Below are 22,076 nucleotides of genomic sequence, written 5' to 3' on the forward strand. Positions count from 1 at the left end.
GAACATCCTGCGCCGTTAAAACTGACATCTAATGTCAGGTATTTCTGCTAGATTTAAAAAATCATGCGCGCCAGCCGACTGCTCTCGATCCTGCTGCTGCTCCAGACCCGTGGCCGGATGACGGCGCAGGCGCTGGCGGATGAGTTTGAGGTATCGGTCCGCACCATCTATCGCGACATTGATCAGCTCTCAGCGGCCGATGTGCCGGTCTATGCCGACCGCGGCGCCAATGGTGGCTTTCAGTTGCTGGACGGCTATCGCACCCGCCTGACCGGCCTCACCCCCGCCGAAGCGGAGGCGCTGTTTCTGGCGGGTCTGCCGGGACCGGCGGCCGAACTGGGTCTGGGCGATGCGATGGCGCAGGGGCAATTGAAGCTGCTGGCCGCTTTACCCGATCCCATGCGCGCCGACGCCCAACGCCCCGGCAAACATTTCCACCTGGATCCCATCGGCTGGTTCAAGGGGGCGGAGCAGGTGAAGCTGCTTCCCCTGATCGCCCCGGCTGTCTTCGGCGAGAAGCGCCTCGCGATCCGCTATGACAGTTGGAAAGGCGTGGTGGAGCGGCAGCTCGATCCCCTGGGTCTCGTGCTCAAGGCTGGCGTCTGGTACCTGATCGGGCAGGTGGGACAGCAGGTGCGGACCTATCGCGCCGCCAGTATTCTGGATGTCCAGGTGCTGGAGGAAGGGTTCATCCGCCCGCCCGGCTTTGATCTCAGCACCTTTTGGGAGAACTGGGCGCAGGAATATGAACAGCGCATGCAGCAGCGGCAGTCCAGCGTGCGTCTGTCGCCACGCGGCATGACAATTCTGGCGCGTGAAGGTCAGGTGATCGCCCAGGCCCTGCGAACGGCGGGTCCCGCCGATGATTCCGGTTGGCGCGAGGTCACCCTACCCATCGAATCCATCGAGGTCGCGACGGCCAGCTTCCTGGCTCTGGGCATCGAGGTGGAGGTCCTGGCGCCCCCCGACCTGCGCGACAGCATCCGGCAGACCGCCGCCAGCGTGGCTGCCCGCTATTCCTGAGGTTTCGTCAGCGAGGCTTTGCTCAAGGCCCGGAACCACCCCGCCACCGCCAAGGTGCCAAGGACGCTCAGGAGTCCGCCGCCTACCAGCGCCGCCATCGGCGAAAACAGGCGGGCGGAGAAACCGACCTGGGCATTGCCGAGGGCAGGGCTCAGGCTCGCCTGCATCATCCACAGGCTGGAGACGCGGCCCATCATGGCATCGGGAATGATCGATTGCAGCCAAGCGCCGCGCAGAATTTCCGCCACCGTAAAGGCAAAACCCGCCCCGAGCAGGAAGACCATGGCGAGCGGGATATTACCCGCCAGACCAAACCCAGCCACCAGCACGCCCCAGGCCAGGGTCGCGCCGATCAGCACCATGCCGGTGTGCTTGAATTTGCCCATCCAGCCGGAGGTCAGGGCCGCCGCCAGGGCGCCTGCGGCAAAGGCCGAATGCAGCAGACCCACCGTTTCCGCCCCGCCGCCCAGCTCGCCGGCGCCGAGTTCGGGAAACACAGCGAAAGGCATGGAAAAGATGACCGCAGCCAGATCGATCAGCAACACGCCGCCAACCACGGGGTTGCCCCGGATGAAGCGCGCGGCTTCCTTCAGACCCGCAAGGCCGGGGGTCTGACTTTCGCGCCCTTCGGGCCGTAGCGGCTTCATGAAGAGGATCAGCAGCGGCGTCAGGCTGACCCCGATGGCGCAGAAGAGGTAACAGGCCGCCAGCCCCCAACGCGCGATCATCGCCGCTGCCATCAGGGGGCCGATAATCGTGCCGAACTGGGTCGCGGCGGCATTGAGCGCCCCGGTCGCCGCCAGTCTCTGCCGCCCCACCAGTGCCGGTATCGCGGCGATGAAGGCAGGGGAAGACAGGCCGCCGGTCGCGCCCGATAGGCTGGCCGCCAGATGGATCGGCCAAAGGCGCGGCTCGTCGGACAGGGTATTCAGCAGCAGCAGGATATTGACCGGCACAAACGCCGCCCGCGCCCAGAACAGCAGGGCTCTGCGGTCATAGCGATCAGCCAGAAATCCGCCCAGGATCAGGAAGACGAAGGCCGCCACCGCGATGGTGACATTGATCAGCCCCACCTGGAACGACGAGCCGCTGATCGCATAGATCTGGCTGTTGCAGGCCACCACCATCACGCCGATGCAAAGCAGTGTGATGGCGTGACCGGCATAGAGATAGCGAAAGTCCGGGACCTCGCGCAGGGGCGCGAGGTCGATCATCAGGGATTTCACTCGGTCGGTTTCCCGGCGAAATCATCCTCCGTTGTGCCACGCCGCCAATAAGCGACGCAGTAATGCTGGGTCTTGTCCAACTCCAGCTCGTTCCGGAAATAGCGGCGCAGCGACTTGAAGGCGGAGAACTCGCTGGCTGTCCAGGCGAAGTTGCGGCCTTCCGTCGGCCATTCGACCGTACGCACTGCTGCTTCCAGCAGATGGGTCGTGCCGGGTTCGGCGCCATCGCGATGCAGCCAGGTAACCTCGATGCCAGTGTTATTGACCAGCGTCTGTTCCTCGGCTGCGTCCGCCACTTCGATGAAAGCGCGCCCCTTGGTCGACGCGGGCATATCTTCCAGAATGCGGGCGATGGCGGGCAGCGCGGTTTCGTCCCCGGCCAGCAGCACCCAGTCGGCATCCGGCACTTCGCCGCCACCCGGCCCCAGGATACCGACGATATCGCCCGGCTGGCAGTGGCTGGCCCAGCGCGATCCTGCAGTATCGTCACCATGCAGGACAACGTCGAAATCCATCGTCCCCGCCGCCACGTCGATCCCGCGGATCGTATAGGTGCGCAGGGTCAGCGCATCCTCGCCCGGCGGCCAGATCAGAATGCCGTTTACCCCGAAACCCGGCCACACCGGCGCGCGACCGACAGGGGGGATCAGCAGGCGGATATGCAGGCCGCCCAGATTGAAGCGGTCCAGGCGCTCGCCCGATAAGGTCACACGTCGCATATGCGGCGTGATAGTGCGCGCGCCGACCACTTTGAGTTCACGGAAATAGGCGGGCGTGCGCGTCTCGCAGCCATCGCCCACCCAGACGAGATTCGGCACCGTGCCGGGGCCAACGAACTCCTCCAGATGATAGGCGACACCCGCCCGCATCAGGTCGATATAGCCCATGTCTTCGGCCTCGACCCGGAACACCAACTCGCGCCCATCGATCTTCATCACCGTCCGGCCGATGGAGAACTTAGCTTCGCCCCCCTTGGCCGTGCGGGTGATCTTGGCGTCATGTTCGACAAAATGTTCACAGATCGCGTCGATCAGCTTGCCGGGATCGGCCACACCGACGCGGACTTCGGAAACCAGGGTCATCGGCTCGTCACTTTCTCCACTGTCGCGTCCACCAGCACCTGCAGCCGACCCATCGAACAGGGCTCAACCCGGGCGGAGACGCCATAAACCTCGGCCAGCATCGCGGGCGTGATCGCTTGCTCCGGGCTGCCTGCCGATTTCAGATGCCCGCCATTGAGCACCAGGATGCGATCGGCCCAGCGCGCGGCCAGGGCCAGATCATGCAGCACCGCCACCACGGCGGCGCCCTTGTCGGCCATATCCCGAGCGATCGACATCACCCGTGTCTGGTGCCGCAGGTCGAGGGCGCTGGTCGGCTCGTCCAGCAGCAGCAGGCGCGGATTGCGCACGATGGCCTGGGCAAGCCCCACCATCTGCCGCTGCCCACCCGACAGGGTATCGAGCGAAATGAGCGCCAGACCTTCGATGTCCAGGCGTTGCAGAATCGCTAAAGCCTGCTCCCGCGCCAAGGCGCTCGACCGGGGCCGCTGGCCGGAGGGAGCGGCCATCAGGGCGCTCACCACCGTTTCCAGCACCCGCAGTTGCACGCCCGCAGGCAGGGCCTGGGGCATGAAAGCGATCTGGCCCGCCCGGTCAGCCAGGCTGGCGCGTTGCAGATCCATCTCGCCCCAACGCAACCCGCCCTTGGAGGGAATGAGCCCGGCGATGGCCCGCAGCAGGGTCGATTTACCCGCCGCATTCGGCCCCACCAGCGCCGTCACCGCGCCCGATGGGATCGCGGGCAACGTCAGGCTATTGATGATTGTGCGACCGCCAAGCGCGACGCTCAGGCTTTCAACATGCAGCGCGCTCATAGCCGCTCCTTCCGCTTCAGGATCAGCGCAAAGAAGATCGGCAGCCCCACCAGGGCCGTCACGATGCCGACCGGAATCAGGATCCCCGGCACGATCATCTTCGAGGCGATGGAGGAGAGCGACATGACCAGCGCGCCCATCAGCGCGCTGACCGGCAGGAAGAACCGATGATCCTCCCCCACCAGCAGGCGCGCGATATGGGGGCCGACCAGCCCGATGAAACCGATGATGCCGACAAAGGCGACGGAGGCGGAGGTCAGCAGCGCGATCCGCAGCAAGGAGGCGATGCGCAACCGGCCCACATCCACCCCGAAGCTGCGCGCACGATCCTCGCCCAGCCGCAAAGCCGTAAGGCCCCAGGCGGCGCGGAAGGACAGCGGGGTGATGACCAGGATCACGGCGCCCAGGATGGTGATGGATTCCCAATTGGCGCGCGTCAGGCTGCCGAGGGTCCAGAACACAAGGCGCTGCAAGGTTTCCTGCGAGGCGACAAACTGCAGCAGCGACACCAGGGCATTGAAGGTGAAGACCAGGGCGATACCGAACAACACCAGCGTCTCCGCCCCCGCCCCGCGTAGACGGACGAGCAGTTGCAACAGCGCCATCGACCCGAAGGCGAAGACAAAGGCGTTGAAGGCGACGATCCAGCCCTGCGGGATGCCGGGAATGCTGATCCCCAGCACGATGGCGAAGGCCGCGCCCAACGAAGCGGCGGACGAAACACCCAGGGTGAAGGGGCTGGCCATGGCATTATTCATCAGCGTCTGCATCTCTGCGCCCGCCAGCGACAGGCCGACACCGACCAGCACCGCCATCACGGCGGCAGGCAGACGCACCTGATAGAGGATAACGGTCACCGACCGCTTCACCTCGTCCGGGAACAGCAGACCCTGGATGGTTTCGCCCAGCGACAGGCCAGACGGACCCAGGGCCACATCGGCCAGAAAAGCGATGAGCGTCAGAAAGCTTAAAGCCGCCACGATGAGCACGCGGCGGCGCAAAAGGGTGCCATATTCGGCCAGCGTATCCGCATCCGGCCGCAAGGTAGTATCCATCAGGGTCTACTCGGTTCCTTGAGATCGATCCAGTAGGTCCCCTCGAAAGGAACCGCCAGGAAACGCCTGTTGATTTCGGCCATAGCCGCGTCGGGATCAAGATCGGCAAAGACCGTCGGCTGGATCCAGCGCGCCAGCGCCTCGATGCCCAGGATGTTCAGCGGGCTGCCGTTGAAGAAATTCCACAAACCATGCGCGCGCCCCTTATCCTTGGCTGAAAGCTCGGCGATGCCGGGGATCTCCATGACCCCTGCGAGACTGGTACGCGCCGCCGCCTTGTCGACACCCCAGCCGACCGACAGCGTATTCTTCTGTTTGAGCTGCGGCAGGCCGGTCGCGATATAGACGTCCGGATCCTGGTCGATGACGAATTCCAGATTGAGCTGGCCGCCATTCTCGGTCGGGAACTTGTCAGCGCCAATGTTCCGGCCGCCCAGCAGGCTGATGAATTCACCCGTTCCGCCCGATCCCGCCGACCAGCAGCAAGGCCAAAGGCCGGGATAGGCATGCAGCAGCACCGTCGGCTTTTCCGGCAGACCGGCCGCAACCCGGCTGCGGATGCGGTCCATGCGGGAATTATAGAAGTCGATATAGGCCTTCGCCGCCGCTTCCTTGCCCAGGGCTTCGCCCAGGACGCGGATGCTTTCGACGGTGTTCTTCAGCGGATCGCGATAGAAGTCGATGATGACGACCGGAATGCCCGCCGCCTCGAACTTCTGCAAGGCAGGATCCTGGACACCGCCCGGCACCTGCCAGGCGCCAAAGATCGCAAGGTCCGGCGAAACCGCCAGCGCCTTTTCCAGCGAGAAAGTGTCGCCGGTTCCAGCCCCTACCACCGGCACTTCGGCCAGCTTCGGAAACGCCTTCAGATAGGTTGCGTAGATCGCAGGCTCCAGGGCAGAGAGGTCGCCGCCCCAACCGACCAGCAGATCGGCCGGATTCTTATCCAACAGGCCGAGCGTCTGGATCTGGAAACCTTCAGCCAGCATCAGGCGCTTTGGCTGCGCCTTCAGCTCCACCTTGCGCCCCAGGACGTCGGTCACGGTACGTGGGAAACTCGTGCCTTGTGCATAGGCTGATGGCGCCGCTGAAACCAGCGACGCCATCAGGACCACTACCCAGACCAGAGCCAGGGCAAAGCGGCAGTATTTTACCACTTGTAGCTCGCGTTCAGCATCGCGCGGCGACCTTCGCCCCAGTAGCAGTATTCGTTGCCGTGGGTGGTGCCGGTGCAGGCCGCGACATAACGCTTGTCGAAGAGGTTCGAGACATTCAGGCCCAGACGCCAGCCCTGGATGTCGTAGAAGATCGCGGCATCGGCCAGCGCGTAGTCGGGAACATAACGGCTGTTTTGATCATTGGCTGGCGAGTCACCGACGTAGCGCACACCAGCACCGAAACCAAGACCGCGCAGGTCGCCGGTCTGGAAGGTGTAATCAGCCCAGGCCGAAGCATAGAGTTCCGGCGCCGAGACCGGACGCTCGCCCTTGTTCGAACCTTCGAGGATCTTCAGGTCGTGATAGGTGAAGGCGCCGCGCAGGTTCAGACCATCGACGATCTCGCTGCTGCCTTCGATTTCGAAACCGCGCGAGCGGACTTCGTCATCCTGACGGCCGTTGAATGGCGCGACGTTGGAGCTGACGACGTTTTCGCGGACGATATCGAACACCGCCGCCGTGATCATGGTGCGGCTGCCTTCGGGTTGGAACTTCACACCCAGTTCGTACTGGCGGCCGGTTTCCGGCTTATAGAGGCCACCCGTGGAGTTTTCGCCCACGACCGGATTGAAGAAGGTCGAGTAGCTGACATAGGGAGACAGACCGATGGAGGTCTTGTAGAGCAGGGCCGCACGGCCGCTGAAGCTCGAATCCTTGCGATCCAGATTCGGGTCCATCCCGGTCGGGCTGTTCTGTTCCAGGGTCACCCAATCGTGACGACCCGACAGCGTCAGATACCAGCGGTCGAGGTTCATCTCGTCCTGGAGATAGACGCCGTACTGGTTGAGCTTCTGGGTGTTGTCGTTATAGGCAAACCGCCCGAACGCCGGGGGATCATAATCCGGATTGGCAACATCCAGGGCGGCCGGGAAGCCGAATTCATCGTAGTTGTCGGTCTGATAGTAGCGATAGTCGAAGCCACCCAGGAAGGTATGGTTGACCGAGCCGGTCTGGGCCTTGAAGATCGCCGAATTATCGACCGAAACCTGATGCGACTCGGGCTTGCTGAGGCCCCAGAGGCGGTTGAAGGTCGTGCCGGTACCACCGTTCGGCATCGAGTAGGTCAGGCCATAGCTGACGTCGAGATAGGTGTATTTCGTGCTCTGACGCAGGGTCAGCTGGTCATTGACCTTATGCTCGAAATCATAGCCGAGCATGATCTGGTCGCGATCAAAACCGTCCAGGCTGTCTTCACCGAAGTTGAAATCGCGATCGATATGGCCATAGCCGGGGATCGGATCCACCGTACCGACGTAAGGCAGGAAGGTCGGCTTCAGTTTCGGGCCGGTATGGTCCTTCTGATAGGAGGCCAGAACCGTCAGCGTGGTGTCGTCGGTCGGGCGCCAGGTCAGCGACGGGGCGATGAAAAAGCGTTCGTCCTTGGCGCCATCGCCCTCGACCTCGCCCGCGCGACCCAGTGCGATCAAGCGGTAGGCAAGCTTGCCCGACGCATCGACCGCACCCGTGGCATCGGCACCGGCATAGAACTGGCCGAAGTTGTCGACGCCGGTCTGGACTTCATAGCCGTTCTCGAACTGCGGGCGCTTGGAGACCATGTTGACGAAACCGCCAGCAGGTGCGCCGCCGTACATGGCCGAATTAGGCCCCTTCACGACTTCGATACGCTCAAGGCCAAATTCTTCGATACGGGTCCCGGCAAAGCCGGTCGCAAACATCGAATGGCCATCCAGGAAGCCACCGTCGGAGGTGGCGTGGATACCGCGGATCGCGAACCAGTCATGGCGGGTATCGGTACCGAAACGCTCAGAGCGGATGCCGCTGGTATAGCGGGTGGCGGCATCGACCGTGCGGGCGCCCTGGGCCGTCATGGCATCGCGGGTCACGACCGAAACGGACTGCGGAGTGTCGATCAGCGCGGTGTCGGTCTTGGTGGCGGTCGCACTGCGGGACGCGATGATGCCCTGGTCAGGACCGACCGGGCTTTCCTGGCGGCGACCTTCCAGCGTCAGCGGCGCCAGCGTGGTCGTACCGCTGTTGGCGGCGGCCATCTTCTGAATAGTGACCGACTTCGGGCCGGTGAAGCGCGGGGCAAAGCCGGTCCCGGCGAGCAGGCGGCTCAGGGCTTCCTGCGGGTCCATGCTGCCGGACACGCCCGGCGAACGGACGCCATTGGCGACACCGGCGTCATAGAGAACTTGGATACCGCTGGCGGCGCCAAAGGCTGCCAAGGCGCCATCAAGGGACTGCGGGTTGATCGCAAAGGCAACCGGGGCTTGCGCCTGGGCGCGCGCTTCGGTGGGAACCATTGCGATCATCGGCACGGCGACCAGGGCGCTTCCCGACAGAAGGAGGGCGGCAAGTCCACCCCGCTTTAATTTTGCCCAACTAGCCACCGGCTGACCCATTCTCTGTCCCTTTTCTAAGACACTGTCTTCGGCCCCTTTTAAAGGCCGGCGCAATCGCGATTGCGAACTGCTCTCAATGTCTAAGACGACAGGGATTTTGAAAACCGAACTGCGGACGCAAAGTTTTTTAGGTTTTTATGTCGGGGTCGATTTGGGAGGAGCGGGGGACCTCCCAGGACTCGGCCTCCTTCATCAGCCGTCATCCCGGGACTTGACCACGGGATCTCCTCCGGGAGCCTGTCCAATTCTCACCCCGACAGCGTGGAAACGCCCCCGGAGGAGACCCCGGGATCCAGTCCCGGGGCGACGGGTTTTTTGTTTAGCTCAGAACGATCAGACGATTGGTGATGCGGGTTTCGGACAGGCCTAGGGTCTGTTCGATATGGCGCAGCAGCTCTTCCGGGCGGTCCAGATGGAAAACACCGGTGACCTTATGTTCGGCCCGCTTGGGATCGGCAATGATGATCCAGCCGCTGCGATAGCGGCCGACCTGTTCGATGACAGTCCCCAGACGCTCGTCGCGGAAGATCAGCAGGCCCTTGCTCCAGGCGGTCGCAATCTGAGGATCCACTTCCTGGACCGGACCGATGGTCCGGCCATAGCGGATCTGCTGGCCTGCCGTCAGGCGCGCCGTACTTCCTGCCGCGACGTCGATGATGCCCTCGACGCAGGTAACCGCCACATGGCCGTCGGTGCGATGCACGGAAAAGACCGTACCGACCGCTGTCGTGGTTCCCTCGGAGGCCTGCACGACGAAGGGCCGTGCCTTATCGGGGGAGACGGTGAAAAGCGCTTCACCCTCGACCAGTTCGATCCGGCGCTCCCCTGCCGTATAGCGAACGGAGAGGGCGGTTCGGGTATTGAGTTCCACCCGGCTGCCGTCGGGTAGCGCCACTGTCCGCCGTTCTCCTACGCCGGTGCGGAAATCGGCGAATAGAGCCCCCATCGACGGGCCCAGCACGCCATATCCCCCCGCCACAACCGCCAGCCCGGCAACGCTGGCCGCCAGAGCGCCGGAGCGCAGAAAGCCACGACGGCTGACCGGGGTTTGCGCGAACGGATTATGGCTGGCGCTTTTCACGGTCCCGAGATCCCGCCACAGGCGGACCGCCTCGCGATAGGCGCGCTCATGATCCTGTCCCGTTGCACGCCAGCCCTTCAGTGCCGTGGCATCGGCCTCGGTCGCATCGCCCGACGTCAGACGCACGACAAACGCCAGCGCCTCCCGCAGCAGCGGGTCGAGACCGGGTAAATCGAGGACGTTGCTCGTCGTATTCTGGGGCATCTGATCCATGAACATTGCGACGCAGGGGCTCGCCAACGGTCGGCCAGCCAACCCACGTTGCATTACTCTATCCTCTAAGACGTTTCAGACTGTCCAGACCCGAATCGCCCTTTTAAAGATCGACGCAGGCGGAGTGCGCAATGTTCGAGCGCTTTCAGGATATCTTTTTCCACCGTCCGGGTTGAAACGTCGAATTTCTCGGCAATCTCGCGGTGGGCCATCCCCTCAATGCGGGCAAGACGGAAAATTTCGCGCTGACGGCTGGGAAGATCCCCCAAGGCCTTTGCCAGCACCTGGAGCTCCTGACGGCCGGTCGCAATCTCGGACGGGTCGGGGCTATCGGCCGGAATCTCAAGCAGATCTTCGACCTCGTTAGCGGTCAGGCGCCGATTCTCGACCCGCGCATGATCGGCGGCGAGGTTGGCCGCTACCCGGAAGAGGTAGGCGTCGGGATTTGCAACCTCCATCGAAACGGAGCCGGTCGCGATCCGGATCCAGGTTTCCTGGGTCAGATCCTCGGCAATCTCGGGATTGCGGACACGGCGGACCAGGAAGCGCGTAACGGCTTCCCGTCGCTCCTGAAACGCTGCCAGCAATTTCTCCCGCTCGTCCGTCATCGGCCCCTTAAAGCCCGAAGGTCGCTGCCGCCATCCGGCCCTATAATGGCTACTTCAATTGATAATCGTTCGCAATTACTAAGAAATGCCTACGCACCTGCGAGAATCGCAAGGCATGCGGCTGGGACATTTGTGCATTGCGATGAAAAAAGCGGATCAGCGTGGGGAAAATGCTCGCCTGGAACGTCTTATGAAATGAGAATAGATTGCGCTCGCACTCGCAAGGCTGCGGGCCGTCGGCATTTCTCAAGGCCTGCCGCCGTTCTGATGACACTCCCGATAGGGTAAGACCGATGCGTTTTCTTCTGACCTGCCTGCTGCTTTTCCCGACCCTGGTGTTTGCCCAAGCTCCGGCAGCAGAAACCCTGGCCATCCCGACGGGCATGACCCACGACCTGTCGCCGATGGGCATGTTCCTGGCTGCCGATTGGGTGGTCAAAGCGGTCATGATCGGCCTGGCACTGGCGTCGGTTGCGACCTGGACCGTCTGGCTGGCAAAAAGCTGGGAACTGTCAAGCGCCCGCAAGGATCTGCGCGCTGGTCTCGATGTCCTCTTGCGCGCTCGTACCTTGGCCGAAGCGGGGTCAAAGCCGACCAAGGGCATCGTGTCGCGTCTGGTGAAAGTCGCTGCCGCCGAAGCCGAGGCATCGGGCAGCGGCACGGGCGAGGGCTTGAAGGAGCGTGTCTCCTCGCACCTCGACCGCCTTGTGCAGGCGACGGGCCGCCGCATGACGCGCGGCACGGGCCTGCTGGCCACCATCGGCTCCATCGGTCCGTTCGTGGGTCTGTTCGGTACCGTCTGGGGCATCATGAACAGCTTCATCGGTATTTCGAAGAGCCAGACGACCAATCTGGCCGTCGTCGCCCCCGGTATTGCCGAGGCGCTGCTGGCGACCGCCATCGGCCTCGTGGCCGCGATCCCCGCCGTCATCATCTATAACGTCTTCGCCCGCGCGATCGCCGGTTACAAGGCCGAATGCCTGGATGCCGCCGCTGCCGTCGAACGCCTGATCAGCCGTGATCTGGACCGCCGGATCTCCCCGGCCCCGCTGACCCGCGCGGCGGAGTAGTCACTATGGGCGCACGTCTGGGCGGTCACGATGACGACGATCTCGCCGTCAATCACGAGATCAACGTTACCCCCTTCATCGACGTCATTCTGGTTCTGCTGATCATCTTCATGGTGGCGGCGCCGCTCGCCACCGTCGATGTGCCCGTCGATCTGCCCGCCTCCACCGCGGCCCAGCAGCCGCGCCCGGACAAACCGGTCTATCTGACCGTGAAGGACGATCTGTCGCTGGTGTTGGGCGATCAGCCGATCAGCACCAGCGGCCTCGTCCAAGCCCTGGAGGGTGCCACCCATGGTGACAAGGAAACCCGCATTTTTCTGCGCGCCGACCGGGTCGTCCCCTATGGCGACCTGATGGATACGATGAACAAGCTGCGGGACGCAGGTTACCTAAAGGTCGCCTTGGTCGGGATCGAGCAGGCCGTCCGCCCATGACCATGGAGCTCTATCAGGAAAGCCGGAGTTCCCGGCCCTGGTTGATCGCGGGCCTCGTGGTGCTGACCATCCATGCCGGCGGCGTGGCAGCAATGCTTGTGCGCTTCTTCGACCCCGCGCCGATGCCCCCGCCGCTGCCCGCGATCCTGATCGATATGGAGCCGCTGCCGCTGCCCGAAATCCCGCCCGAGGCTATCCCCCTGCCCGAGGAAGCGCCGCCGGTCGATTTGCAGCCGCCCCCACCGCCGCCCGAGCCAGAACCTGTACCCGAGCCGCCCAAGCCGATCGAAGTTCCCATCGAACTGCCACCGCCACCCGAACCACCGCCGCCGGTGATCGAGCGCGAGGTCGCGGTGCCTTTGCCGCCGCCTCCCCCGCCGCCCAAGCCGAAACCCAAACCGGCGCCCAAGCCCCAGGTGCGGCAGGTGGTTCCGCCACCGCCAAATCCGCTGCCGCCGGTCGTCGACGCGCCGCCGCCCCCGCCTGCGCCGCCCCCCTCGGCTCCGGCTGCCCCTGCGGCCGTGGAGGCGCCACCGCCGCGCCCGACCATGAAATCGGACGCGGAGATGACTTGGGAAAACCAGATGTTCGCGCGCTTGCGCCGATTCACCCGGCGCACGGACTACATCACGTCACGGGGCATCCGCCCTTACATCGAGATCAAGTTCGTCATCGATCGCGAAGGCAACGTCCTATCGTCTCAGGTGCATGTTTCCTCCGGCAATGGCGATTTCGACCGCACCGCCCTCGGTATCGTTCGCCGCGCCTCCCCGCTGCCCGCGCCACCGCCTGAAAAGCTGGGGGAAACGGTGGAGATCATTGTGCCGGTCAACCTAAGCCTTTAGTAAACGCCGCCATTCATGTCCGAAAACCGCGAGACGGCCTCGCAGGTTTCGGGGATGATCGAGGCATGGAAAATCTCGACCCCGATATCTGCTATCGTGCGCTTGCCACCAGAGACGCCCGCTTCGACGGGCGGATCTTCGTGGCGGTCCGCAGCACCGGGATCTATTGCCGCCCGATCTGCCCGGCCCGCACCGCCAAGCGCGAGAATGTGACCTTCTATGCCTCGGCCGCCGCTGCCCAGGAGGCGGGCTTTCGCCCCTGCCTGCGCTGCCGTCCCGAAACCTCGCCGGACATGGGCGCCTGGCGGGGGTCCTCCAACACCGTCTCCCGCGCGCTCGCCCTGATCGAGGAAGGTGCGATGGATGAAGGCGACGTGGAAGCCCTGGGTGACCGTCTGGGTGTCGGCGGGCGTCAGTTGCGGCGGCTGTTCAAGCAGCATCTGGGGGCCAGCCCCGTGGCCGTTGCCCAGACTCGCCGGGTACTGCTTGCCAAGCAGTTGATCCACGAGACCCGCCTGTCGATGGCCGAAGTGGCTCTGGCTGCCGGATTCGGCAGCGTCCGCCGTTTCAACGAGACCTTTCAGACCCTGTTCCGCCGCGCGCCTGCCAGCCTTCGGCATGGCGCCCAAGCCATCGAGATTGCCGACGCCCCCGTGACCCTGACCCTGGGGTACCGCGCGCCCTATGATTGGGCTGGCATGCTCGGCTTCCTGGCCTCGCGGGCGATACTGGGGGTCGAGGCGGTCATCGACGGGCGCTACGCCCGCACCATCGCCTTGGGAGGCAAAACCGGTCATCTGCTGGTGGAACCCGGCAAAGGCGACAGCCTGAAGGTCACCATCCGCTTCCCCGATCTGACCCAGTTGCCGCAGATCATCGCCAGGGTCCGGCGGGTCTTCGATCTGTCGGCCGATCCCCTGGCGATCAGCTCCCATCTGGCAGAAGACCCGACCCTTGCTCCCCTGGTCGCCCGCCGCCCCGGCCTGCGCGCACCGGGCGCCTGGGATAGTTTCGAGCTGGCGGTACGTGCCATCCTTGGCCAGCAGATCACGGTGCCGGTTGCCAGCAGACTGGCCGGGACGCTGGCTGCCACCTTCGGGGGAACCCTTAGCGATCCTGCCGCCCTCGCGCTGGGATTGACCCATGTCTTCCCCGATGCCGCCGCCTTGGCCAAAGCCGATATCGCGGGGCTGGGCCTGATGCCGGGGGCGCGGGCAAAGGCACTCACCGGACTGGCCGCTGCCGTCGCCACCGATCCCCGCCTGCTCTGCCCCTATGGCGATCTCGATAGCGCGGTCGCGAAACTCTGCGCCCTGCCGGGTATCGGCGACTGGACCGCCCAATACATCGCGCTGCGGGCTTTGCGGGAAAGTGATGCCTTTCCAGCCGCCGATGTCGGTCTGCTGAAGGCCATGGCCGTGGCTGGCATCCGCCCCAGCGTACCGGAGCTGCTGGATCGCGCCGAAACCTGGCGGCCCTGGCGGGCCTATGCCGCGATCCATCTGTGGGCGTCGCTCAGCGATGCGTCGGAGGTCAAACATGCAGCCTGAACGCCTGACCCTCGACCAGCTAGATAGCCCCATCGGCACTATCCTGCTGGTGTCCGATGAAGAAGGGCGTCTGCGCGCTCTCGACTACAGCGACTATGTCCCCCGACTGGAGAAGCTGCTGCGGCTGCATTACGGATCGCTGAAGCCGACCCCCGGCACTGCTCCAGCGGCCATCAAGCGTCACCTCGGCGAGTATTTCGCGGGCGATCTTGCCGCCATCGACGGTATCGATTGGGCAACGGCGGGGACCGAGTTTCAACAGAAGGTCTGGCGCGCCTTGACCCGGATTCCCGCTGGAACCACCACCAGCTATGGCGCCCTGGCCCAAGCCATCGACGCCCCCAAGGCCGTGCGCGCGGTCGGGGCCGCGAATGGCGCCAATCCCGTCGGGATCATCGTGCCCTGCCACCGGGTGATCGGGGCCAATGGCGCGCTGACCGGCTATGGCGGCGGCCTGCACCGCAAGGAATGGCTGCTGCGTCACGAAAGCCGCGCTTAAGTTACGGAACTTAGGCCCCGCCGTTGGGTTGAGGGAGATACGCGCCCTCATGCCCGGAGAAGAAGCGTGGCCAATTTAAGCGTCAGCGACGCGGTTCCGCCGGAGGTTGCAGACTCGCAACCCCTGCCCAGCGACATGCCCTTGCCGACCGATCCACGTGTCGTGTTCCAGGGCGGGCTGTTCCTGCTGGCGCTGCTGGCCGCCTGCTATGTCGCGTCCGACATTGTGCTGCCGATCGTCCTGGCCTTCATCTTCAAGCTGCTGCTGCATCCCGCCATACGCCTGCTGGAGCGGGTGCGCGTGCCGCGAGTCCTCGCCGCCATCCTCGTGATCCTGGCCGTCTTTGGGGCTATCGTCGGCTTTGGCGCCGCCCTGTCGGGTCCTGCCAGCAACTGGGCCGCCAATCTTCCCGAAGGCGTGCCACGCCTGCAGGAGCGCCTGAGTTTCCTGAGTGCGCCGGTAGAAACTCTGCGCCATTTCATGCATCAGGCCGAAGGTTTTACCCAGGTCGGTGCCGGAACTGCGGCAGCGCCAGCCGTAAAAGGGCCGAGCCTCTGGGAATCGCTGTTTGTCGGGACCCAGCATTTTGCCAGCGGCCTGTTCACCATGCTGCTGATCCTGTTTTTCCTGCTGATGTCGGGCGACACTTTCCTGCGCCGTCTGGTGGAGATCCTGCCGCGCTTCAAGGACAAGCGGCAGATCGTCGATATCTCGCAGCAGATCGAAAGCGACATCTCGGCTTATCTCTCGACGATCACCCTCATGAACCTGGGCGTCGGGATCGCCACCGGCCTTATGACCTGGGTCTTCGGACTGGAAGATCCGGTCCTATGGGGCTCCGTCGCCTTCCTGCTGAATTATATCCCGATCATCGGCCCGATCTTCGCAGCCGGTATTCTGCTGTTGGCGGGCCTCTTGAGCCTCGATCCCCTCTGGCGAGCCTTGCTGCCCGCCGGATGTTACTTCGCAATCCATATTATCGAGGGTCAGGGCATCACGCCGCTGCTGCTCGCCCGCCGCTTTACCCTCAATCCGGTGGTGGTGATTCTGGCGCTGGTCTTCTGGTTCTGGATGTGGGGCGTTCCCGGCGCCATCATCTCCGTCCCCATGCTGGCCATTGCCAAGATCATCTGTAACCGCATCCGAGGCCTCGCCGCTTTTGGGCATTTCCTGTCTGGCTAGGTGAAGAGCGTAACGATAGAGGCGACCAGCAGCCCTGCCATCGTCAGATTGAAGACCCGGAAAGCCCGCGCGGACTGCAGCAAACGGCCCGCCGCCTCGCCCAGCAGGCCCCAGATCGCCATCGACGGCAGAGCAATCAGCCCCGTCACCCCGGCGATCACCAGGACCTGTCCCGACATCTCCTCGGTTGGGCGCGTAAAAGCTGTCACAGCCCCCAGCGCGATGATCCAGCCCTTTGGGTTCAGAACCTGCAGCATCACCGCCCCCAGGAAAGACACCGGCTTGCGATCCGCATTGATCCGGGGCGGTGCCGCCGTCGCGATCCGATAACCGAGATAGAGCAGATAGGCCGCACCGGCGTATTTCAGCGCCCCATGGATCTGCGGCAGGCGCAGCAAAATCTCCCCCAATCCAAAACCCGCCGCCAGGATCATGGCGAATAGCGCGACAGCGATTCCCAGGATCTGCGGCACGATGCGGGCGATGCCGAAATTGGTCGCCGTCGCCGCCACCATCAGATTGGCCGGACCGGGGGAAGCGGTCATCGAAAAGGCAAATGGCACAATGACCAGGGCAAGCTCGAGCATCACAGAATCTCCTGAAGCGATGCCTCACGATCTGCGCTTCATGTCGATCAGACAAATTGATAGAATTGTTGATATCTTCAATTTTCCTGAAGACATGCTATGCGCCCGCTCGATCCCGATCTGCTCCGCACCTTCCTGGCCATCGTTGAGGACGGCAGCTTTCGCGCCGCTGCCGAGCGGGTAGGCCGTACCCAATCGGCCGTCAGCATGCAGATCGCCCGGCTGGAGGAGGCTGCGGGACATGCCCTCTTCACCCGCGAACGCCCCTGGCCACGCCTGACCCCCAAGGGAGAGCTGCTGCTGGGCTATGCCCGGCGATTGCTGGCCTTGCAGGAGGAAGCGGTGACCGCGCTTAGCGGCACAACCGCCCGCGGCAATGTGCGCTTCGGCATCCCCGACGATTACGCGGGCGGCATCCTGCCGATGATTCTGGAGCGGTTTGCCGCCGATCAGCCGCAGATCGATCTGGAACTGCGGTGCGAGACCAGCGACCGCCTCACGGCCCTGATTGCGGCGGGGGATCTGGATGTGGCCCTTGTCTCGCAGGTGCCGGGCGGGTCACCGGGGCAGTTTTTCCGGCGTGAGCCGCTGGTCTGGGCAACATCCCTGCGCCGTCCGGCCCTGGGGCGCGAACCGATGCCGCTTGCCGTCTTTCAGCCCGACTGTCAGGCCCGGCAATGGGCAGTTGCGGCCTTGAGCGAGGCAGGTATCGAGCATCGCATCGCCTATAGCAGCCCAAACCTGGCGGCGCTCCTGGCCGTGGCCGAAGCCGGGCTCGCGGTTGCCGCGCTGCCTCTGTCCAGCCTTACGGATCGCCTGAAGATCCTGCGCAATCTGCCGCCGCTGCCCGACCTGACCCTCGGCATCCTGACCGCCCGCACCCTCACCCCGGCCGCCCACGCCCTCTGCCGCTCCATCCTGGAGGGCGGCGCTGCGGACGCGGCTTAGCCCGCCAATGCTAAAGCCGTCAAAGCCACGCCAGCGGCACCTGCGGCCATCGAGATCATCTCGTTCTTGAAGATCTGCGCCGCCAGAACGGCAGCGATGATCCCCACCGCCGTTACCACGCCGCCCGCGATAATCCCTGCAACCGCAAAGCCGATGAAGAGATTGCCCGGCGCTAGATAGAGCAACCGATAAAAGAGGCTGCCGGGATCGGCCCGTTTCACCGCGACGAAACCACCCGCCCGCAAGGCGAAGGTCAGCACGGCCAGCGCGGCGAGTGCCAGTAGGATGTCATTTTCCAGCGTCATCGCGCCCTCGCATCGCTCCGATTGCGGTTCCCAGCGCCGCCCCTGCCAAAGTCGCCCAGGTCAGCGGCATCAGATAAGAAGCCGCCCAGACACCGGCCGCCGTGATGACCCAGGGCAAAGCCACCGCCCGCGCCTTGCCCTTCATCTGCGCCGGGATCATCGACACGATCAGCCCCAGGGGCAGGAAGGCAAAAGCCAGGGCCAGCGCACCCTTGGGCGCCAGATTCAGGGCATGTCCTGCAACCGTCCCGGCGACCCAGCCTGACCACATCGGCAAACCGGAGCCGACCAGCAGCCCCACGTCGCGGTCGCCCTTCTCCGCCTTGGCGACGGTCAGCACCCAATTGGCATCGGCCAGGAGGAACAGCGCGGGCAGCATGCGGCGCAAGGGCACGTCGGAGAAATGCTGGCGCAGATTGGCGCCCATCACGAGGTAGCGGGCATTGACGCTTAGGATCGCCAGCATCATTGCCGCCAGCGGCAGCGGGGAAACCGTCCACATTGCCGCCGTCACCGCCTGGGCCGTACCGGAATAGAGCAGCGCGCTTAGCAGGAAGGCGTGGATAGCGTCCAGTCCCAGCTCGCGATAGGTCACGCCCATGATGAGGCCGATGGCCCCGCTGGAGAAGAGGAACGGCCAGCCGACCTTCAGCCCCCGCCCGACCCCGGCCAGGGTGAAGGGCCGCCTGTCGCCCGCTTGCGCTTCAACCGTCGTCATGTCAGATTTCCTAATGGTCAAAACCATTATGTTTGCACTATGGACCAAGTCAAGCGACAGCACGGCCCCTATCGCTCACCGCAGTGGATCGACAGTTTCTGCGGGGGCGCGGTGTGCCTCGACTTCGTCAATACGGTCGAACAGCTCGACACAGCGAAGGCCGAGGAGCGACTGACATCCTATGACGCGCTGCTGGCCTGGAGCCGGGCGCGGGAGACTGCCGCTGCCGATCCGCTCGACCGTCTGGCTCGGGTCGCTGCGCGCAATCCCAAAGTGGCGGAAGCCGTCTGGCGGGATGCCATCGCTTTGCGGGGCGAGATGCGCGCCTTTCTGCATCGGATCGAGGCGGGAGAAACGCCGGATCCGAAGCCGATGAATGAGCGTCTGCGCACCCTGCCAGCCCTGCCACCGCTGATCGTCGGCGGCGACGCCTATCTGCCCGACTTGCCCGGGCGCGATCCGGGCGAAGTTGTGTGGCCCGTGCTCTGGTCGCTGTCGGCCCTGCTGACCTCAAGCGATGCCGGACGCCTCGGCATCTGCGGCGGACAAGGGTGCGGTTATCTGTTTCTTGATCACTCCCGCAACCGCTCGCGCCGCTGGTGTTCGAGCGAAGGCTGCGGCAATCGCGAGCGGGCACGCCGCGCCTATCATGCCCATAAGGCTGACTAGCGGTCGGTAGCGCCTATCAGTAGGCGGATACCCAGCGCACCCATTACGGCCCCCGCCGCCCGGTCGACCCAGCCTTTGGTCCGCAGATAAAGAGCGCGCGGCTTATCGGCGGAAAATCCCAGTGCCACCACGGCGTACCAACCTGTCTCCAGGCAGAAGATCAATGGCGGCAGAACCAGCATCATCCAAAGCGGCGTCTGGGCGGGCAGCAGGGCAACAAAGACCGAACCATAGTAGACCGCTGTCTTGGGATTGCTCAGCTGGGTCAGGAGCGCGGCGGCAAAAGCCCGGCCAGGATTACTGGCGCCCGTATCGCCCGTCGCAACCGTCAGAGGGACATCGGCGCCGCGCCAGATGCGGATGCCGAGATAGAGGAGATAGAGCCCGCCTGCGATCTTGAAACCCATATAGAGCCAGTCGATCTGCGCCAGCAGCGTGGCGAGACCTAGCAGCGCCAGCGCTCCGAAGGCCGCCCCACCGGCTCCCATCCCCAAGGCCGCCGCCAGCCCATCCCGACGCGAGGTGGAAATGGCCAACCGCGAGACCATCACGAAGCTCGGCCCCGGACTCATAGCCCCGATAAGCAACGCGGCAAGAATACTGAACAGAACGGGCAGAACTTCCATCGGTGCCTCCATTGACAAGAGGCGGGAAGTCTAGAGCCACGGCCTTTAGGTCATCGACAGTCGACTTGTCTCCACGACAAGATTTCCACAATCGATCAGCGGATCAGCCCCGCCGACTTCAGCGCCTTTGAGAAAATCGCGGCCAGATCGCTGATCGGATCGGGCTCAGGCGGTGCAACCGGCTTGACGCGTGGCTGGGTCACGACCACGTCCGTCAGCCCCCAATCCTCGGCAATCAGATAGGTCGAGGACAGGCCGATATCCAGCAGGTGAGGACCAGCGACCCCAGGGCCGGGACGGTCGGGACGCGTATCGACCGGTGTGCCATGGCCAAGGCCGTGGACCCGGATCTCCTGCACCGCGACCTTCCCCGCGCTGTCGCGCCAGGAGCGGCGGGGATGGGTGCCGACCTCATCATGGGTCGGCGTGCGCTGGCTGATGCCATGGACATCCGTCCATTGCTTCACCAGTTCATCGGCATTCATAGGCACAACCGTCTCGTCGGCATCGCCCTGCCAGATGGCGACCTTTGGCCAAGGGCCGGTATGGCGGCTGGCACTGCGCACGAGATCGCCCCATTGGGCGGCAGGTTTGGCGGTACCCTGGAACATGGCGTGCAGCGCGTCCTGCACCGTGCTGGCGGCCCGATAGGGCAGGCCAGCGATGATCGCGCCTCCGGCGAATACCTCGGGATATGTCGCCAGCATCACCGCCGTCATGGCACCGCCTGCCGAGAGGCCGGTCACGAAGATTCGGGCCGGATCGATCCCATGGTCTGCGACCATGCGCGCAATCATCTGACGGATCGACAGTGCCTCGCCGCCATCACGTGCGGTGTCCTGATCGCGGAACCAGTTGAAGCAGGTCTTGGGGTTATTGCCGCTGTCCTGTTCGGGATAGAGCACGGCAAAGCCATGACGGTCGGCCAACTGCGACCAACCTGAGCCATGGTCATAGATCGCAGCAGACTGGGTACAGCCATGGAGCACAACCACCAACGCCGGGGACGGCGCGAGTTTCTTCGGCACATAGCAGAACATGCGCAGGCGACCGGGATTGGGCCCGAATCGCCGGACTTCCTCCAGCCGGTCTGCTGGCGGATGAAAATCGCCCTCCTTACTCTGGGCCTCCGCCCTGGCATGCAGGGCTTCCCATTGCCGTCGGTAGAGGGCGAGATCGAAAATAGTCCCTTCAAGTCCGGCCATTTCCGTCATCCCTTCTCGATCAACGGAAAAACTCCGCCTCCTTCCAACATATATATTGCGACGCACAAATCAATGTTGCATCGCAATATTGCGGCGGGCGAATTGTCTCAGGTGCCGCGACCCAGATGCCGGATCAAGGCCCTGGCATCGGGCGGCGGTGGCAGCTCGGCGCGGCGATATTCCCGCCCGTCACGGGTGCGTGTCAGCAATCCCGCTTCGAAAAGGGCGCGCCGCAGCAGGGCCGGATCGCCAAAGACATGCCACTCTTCCAGCAGAAGATTGATCTGGATCTCATTGCGCACCTCGGCGGCAGGTATCCGCGACCACAACACCCAGAGGCCAAGCTCGCGATGGGCTGCCTTTGCTGGCCATCGCAGCAGACGACCAGCAGCATCGAAATGGCGAGAGGCGCGTTCCACCTGCTGATGATCCACCGGGGCATCGGGCAATGGAACGGCCTCCAGCCGCTCCTGCGCAGCCTGACCGGCCCGGAAATGTTGGAAATTACGATAGCCGACCGACCGGGCCAGCATGTTCAGCAGCTGAACATGCCCCGGTTTGCCATCCAGCGCGCCAAGTTCGCGGTGAAGCGAGCGCGCAAGCGAAGAGACATCCCTTGCAACGAAGGGAAGAACGGATCTGGACATCACACACCCTCAATCGTGCCGATCGAGCTTTGACTGTCGATGGTCGCTGGCTTACGACGCGGCACGGGGTTTCGTGTGTCGAACCGGAAGGAAAGGCAGGTTTAGCATCCCTTGCGGGACAGCGAC

Annotated in this window: 23 protein-coding genes; 9 read left to right on the top strand and 14 right to left on the bottom strand. The window is 64.1% G+C overall.

The window, feature by feature from the left end:
- Positions 1-63 precede the first annotated feature (63 nt).
- Complete coding sequence (locus tag ACFSM5_RS19720) at positions 64-1,023, top strand: helix-turn-helix transcriptional regulator (RefSeq protein ID WP_379878314.1); 960 nt, start codon at positions 64-66, stop codon at positions 1,021-1,023.
- Here ACFSM5_RS19720 and ACFSM5_RS19725 read toward each other — a convergent pair.
- The 8 genes from ACFSM5_RS19725 to ACFSM5_RS19760 all read right to left on the bottom strand — a co-directional run bounded on the left by ACFSM5_RS19725 (position 1,014) and on the right by ACFSM5_RS19760 (position 10,665).
- A complete protein-coding gene (locus tag ACFSM5_RS19725; RefSeq protein WP_379878315.1) occupies positions 1,014-2,249 on the bottom strand; it encodes an MFS transporter in 1,236 nt (411 codons plus the stop codon). The two genes, ACFSM5_RS19720 and ACFSM5_RS19725, sit on opposite strands and share 10 nt — an antisense overlap.
- Positions 2,246-3,331: a DUF2218 domain-containing protein gene (locus ACFSM5_RS19730; protein ID WP_379878316.1), complete on the bottom strand. Its 1,086-nt coding sequence runs from the start codon at positions 3,329-3,331 to the stop codon at positions 2,246-2,248. Before ACFSM5_RS19730 ends, ACFSM5_RS19725 begins: the two co-directional genes overlap by 4 nt.
- Complete coding sequence (locus ACFSM5_RS19735; protein WP_379878317.1) at positions 3,328-4,125, bottom strand: ABC transporter ATP-binding protein; 798 nt, start codon at positions 4,123-4,125, stop codon at positions 3,328-3,330. Before ACFSM5_RS19735 ends, ACFSM5_RS19730 begins: the two co-directional genes overlap by 4 nt.
- Complete coding sequence (locus tag ACFSM5_RS19740; RefSeq protein WP_379878318.1) at positions 4,122-5,180, bottom strand: FecCD family ABC transporter permease; 1,059 nt, start codon at positions 5,178-5,180, stop codon at positions 4,122-4,124. Before ACFSM5_RS19740 ends, ACFSM5_RS19735 begins: the two co-directional genes overlap by 4 nt.
- Complete coding sequence (locus tag ACFSM5_RS19745; protein WP_379878319.1) at positions 5,180-6,337, bottom strand: ABC transporter substrate-binding protein; 1,158 nt, start codon at positions 6,335-6,337, stop codon at positions 5,180-5,182. Before ACFSM5_RS19745 ends, ACFSM5_RS19740 begins: the two co-directional genes overlap by 1 nt.
- Positions 6,331-8,751 (bottom strand): TonB-dependent siderophore receptor, encoded by a 2,421-nt coding sequence (locus ACFSM5_RS19750; protein WP_379878320.1) that lies wholly within the window; start codon positions 8,749-8,751, stop codon positions 6,331-6,333. Before ACFSM5_RS19750 ends, ACFSM5_RS19745 begins: the two co-directional genes overlap by 7 nt.
- Positions 8,752-9,082: 331 nt before the next feature.
- Entirely contained in the window at positions 9,083-10,111 is a 1,029-nt protein-coding gene (locus tag ACFSM5_RS19755) for a FecR family protein (protein ID WP_379878321.1), read from the bottom strand.
- Positions 10,112-10,122: 11 nt separating this feature from the next.
- Entirely contained in the window at positions 10,123-10,665 is a 543-nt protein-coding gene (locus ACFSM5_RS19760; protein ID WP_379878322.1) for an RNA polymerase sigma factor, read from the bottom strand.
- Positions 10,666-10,958: 293 nt separating this feature from the next.
- On the opposite strand from ACFSM5_RS19760, the gene exbB reads away from it, so the two are divergent.
- The 6 genes from exbB to ACFSM5_RS19790 all read left to right on the top strand — a co-directional run bounded on the left by exbB (position 10,959) and on the right by ACFSM5_RS19790 (position 16,245).
- Positions 10,959-11,735, top strand: coding sequence for a tonB-system energizer ExbB (gene exbB, locus ACFSM5_RS19765; protein ID WP_379878323.1), 777 nt, complete (start codon positions 10,959-10,961; stop codon positions 11,733-11,735).
- A 5-nt stretch (positions 11,736-11,740) separates the two neighbouring features.
- Positions 11,741-12,169 (top strand): TonB system transport protein ExbD, encoded by a 429-nt coding sequence (exbD, locus tag ACFSM5_RS19770; protein WP_379878324.1) that lies wholly within the window; start codon positions 11,741-11,743, stop codon positions 12,167-12,169.
- Complete coding sequence (locus ACFSM5_RS19775; protein ID WP_379878325.1) at positions 12,166-13,014, top strand: energy transducer TonB family protein; 849 nt, start codon at positions 12,166-12,168, stop codon at positions 13,012-13,014. The genes exbD and ACFSM5_RS19775 overlap by 4 nt, the downstream gene beginning before the upstream one ends.
- A 65-nt stretch (positions 13,015-13,079) precedes the next feature.
- Complete coding sequence (locus tag ACFSM5_RS19780; RefSeq protein WP_379878326.1) at positions 13,080-14,564, top strand: AlkA N-terminal domain-containing protein; 1,485 nt, start codon at positions 13,080-13,082, stop codon at positions 14,562-14,564.
- Positions 14,554-15,063, top strand: a complete 510-nt coding sequence (locus ACFSM5_RS19785; protein ID WP_379878327.1) for a methylated-DNA--[protein]-cysteine S-methyltransferase — start codon at positions 14,554-14,556, stop codon at positions 15,061-15,063. Before ACFSM5_RS19780 ends, ACFSM5_RS19785 begins: the two co-directional genes overlap by 11 nt.
- Before the next feature lie 66 nt (positions 15,064-15,129).
- Positions 15,130-16,245 carry an AI-2E family transporter gene (locus ACFSM5_RS19790; RefSeq protein WP_379878328.1) on the top strand — a complete coding sequence of 372 codons (1,116 nt, stop codon included), beginning with the start codon at positions 15,130-15,132 and terminating at the stop codon, positions 16,243-16,245.
- Here the strand turns inward: ACFSM5_RS19790 and ACFSM5_RS19795 are convergent.
- Complete coding sequence (locus ACFSM5_RS19795) at positions 16,242-16,832, bottom strand: LysE family translocator (RefSeq protein WP_379878329.1); 591 nt, start codon at positions 16,830-16,832, stop codon at positions 16,242-16,244. The two genes, ACFSM5_RS19790 and ACFSM5_RS19795, sit on opposite strands and share 4 nt — an antisense overlap.
- A gap of 99 nt (positions 16,833-16,931) precedes the next feature.
- Here ACFSM5_RS19795 and ACFSM5_RS19800 point away from each other — a divergent pair, with 99 nt between their 5' ends.
- Positions 16,932-17,780 (top strand): LysR substrate-binding domain-containing protein, encoded by an 849-nt coding sequence (locus tag ACFSM5_RS19800; RefSeq protein ID WP_379878330.1) that lies wholly within the window; start codon positions 16,932-16,934, stop codon positions 17,778-17,780.
- Here the strand turns inward: ACFSM5_RS19800 and ACFSM5_RS19805 are convergent.
- A complete protein-coding gene (locus tag ACFSM5_RS19805) occupies positions 17,777-18,085 on the bottom strand; it encodes an AzlD domain-containing protein (RefSeq protein ID WP_379878331.1) in 309 nt (102 codons plus the stop codon). The genes ACFSM5_RS19800 and ACFSM5_RS19805 overlap by 4 nt on opposite strands.
- Positions 18,069-18,803, bottom strand: coding sequence for an AzlC family ABC transporter permease (locus ACFSM5_RS19810; protein WP_379878332.1), 735 nt, complete (start codon positions 18,801-18,803; stop codon positions 18,069-18,071). The genes ACFSM5_RS19805 and ACFSM5_RS19810 overlap by 17 nt, the downstream gene beginning before the upstream one ends.
- A gap of 39 nt (positions 18,804-18,842) precedes the next feature.
- Here ACFSM5_RS19810 and ACFSM5_RS19815 point away from each other — a divergent pair, with 39 nt between their 5' ends.
- Complete coding sequence (locus ACFSM5_RS19815; protein WP_379878333.1) at positions 18,843-19,472, top strand: CGNR zinc finger domain-containing protein; 630 nt, start codon at positions 18,843-18,845, stop codon at positions 19,470-19,472.
- Here ACFSM5_RS19815 and ACFSM5_RS19820 read toward each other — a convergent pair.
- The 3 genes from ACFSM5_RS19820 to ACFSM5_RS19830 all read right to left on the bottom strand — a co-directional run bounded on the left by ACFSM5_RS19820 (position 19,469) and on the right by ACFSM5_RS19830 (position 21,950).
- Complete coding sequence (locus ACFSM5_RS19820) at positions 19,469-20,098, bottom strand: LysE family translocator (RefSeq protein ID WP_379878334.1); 630 nt, start codon at positions 20,096-20,098, stop codon at positions 19,469-19,471. The genes ACFSM5_RS19815 and ACFSM5_RS19820 overlap by 4 nt on opposite strands.
- Before the next feature lie 95 nt (positions 20,099-20,193).
- Positions 20,194-21,303, bottom strand: a complete 1,110-nt coding sequence (locus ACFSM5_RS19825; RefSeq protein ID WP_379878335.1) for an extracellular catalytic domain type 1 short-chain-length polyhydroxyalkanoate depolymerase — start codon at positions 21,301-21,303, stop codon at positions 20,194-20,196.
- Between the two features lie 107 nt (positions 21,304-21,410).
- Entirely contained in the window at positions 21,411-21,950 is a 540-nt protein-coding gene (locus ACFSM5_RS19830) for a DUF2087 domain-containing protein (RefSeq protein ID WP_379878336.1), read from the bottom strand.
- Positions 21,951-22,076 lie beyond the last annotated feature (126 nt).

This window comes from Lacibacterium aquatile, from assembly GCF_042683105.1.
GTDB classification, from domain to species: Bacteria; Pseudomonadota; Alphaproteobacteria; order Elsterales; family Elsteraceae; genus Lacibacterium; species Lacibacterium aquatile.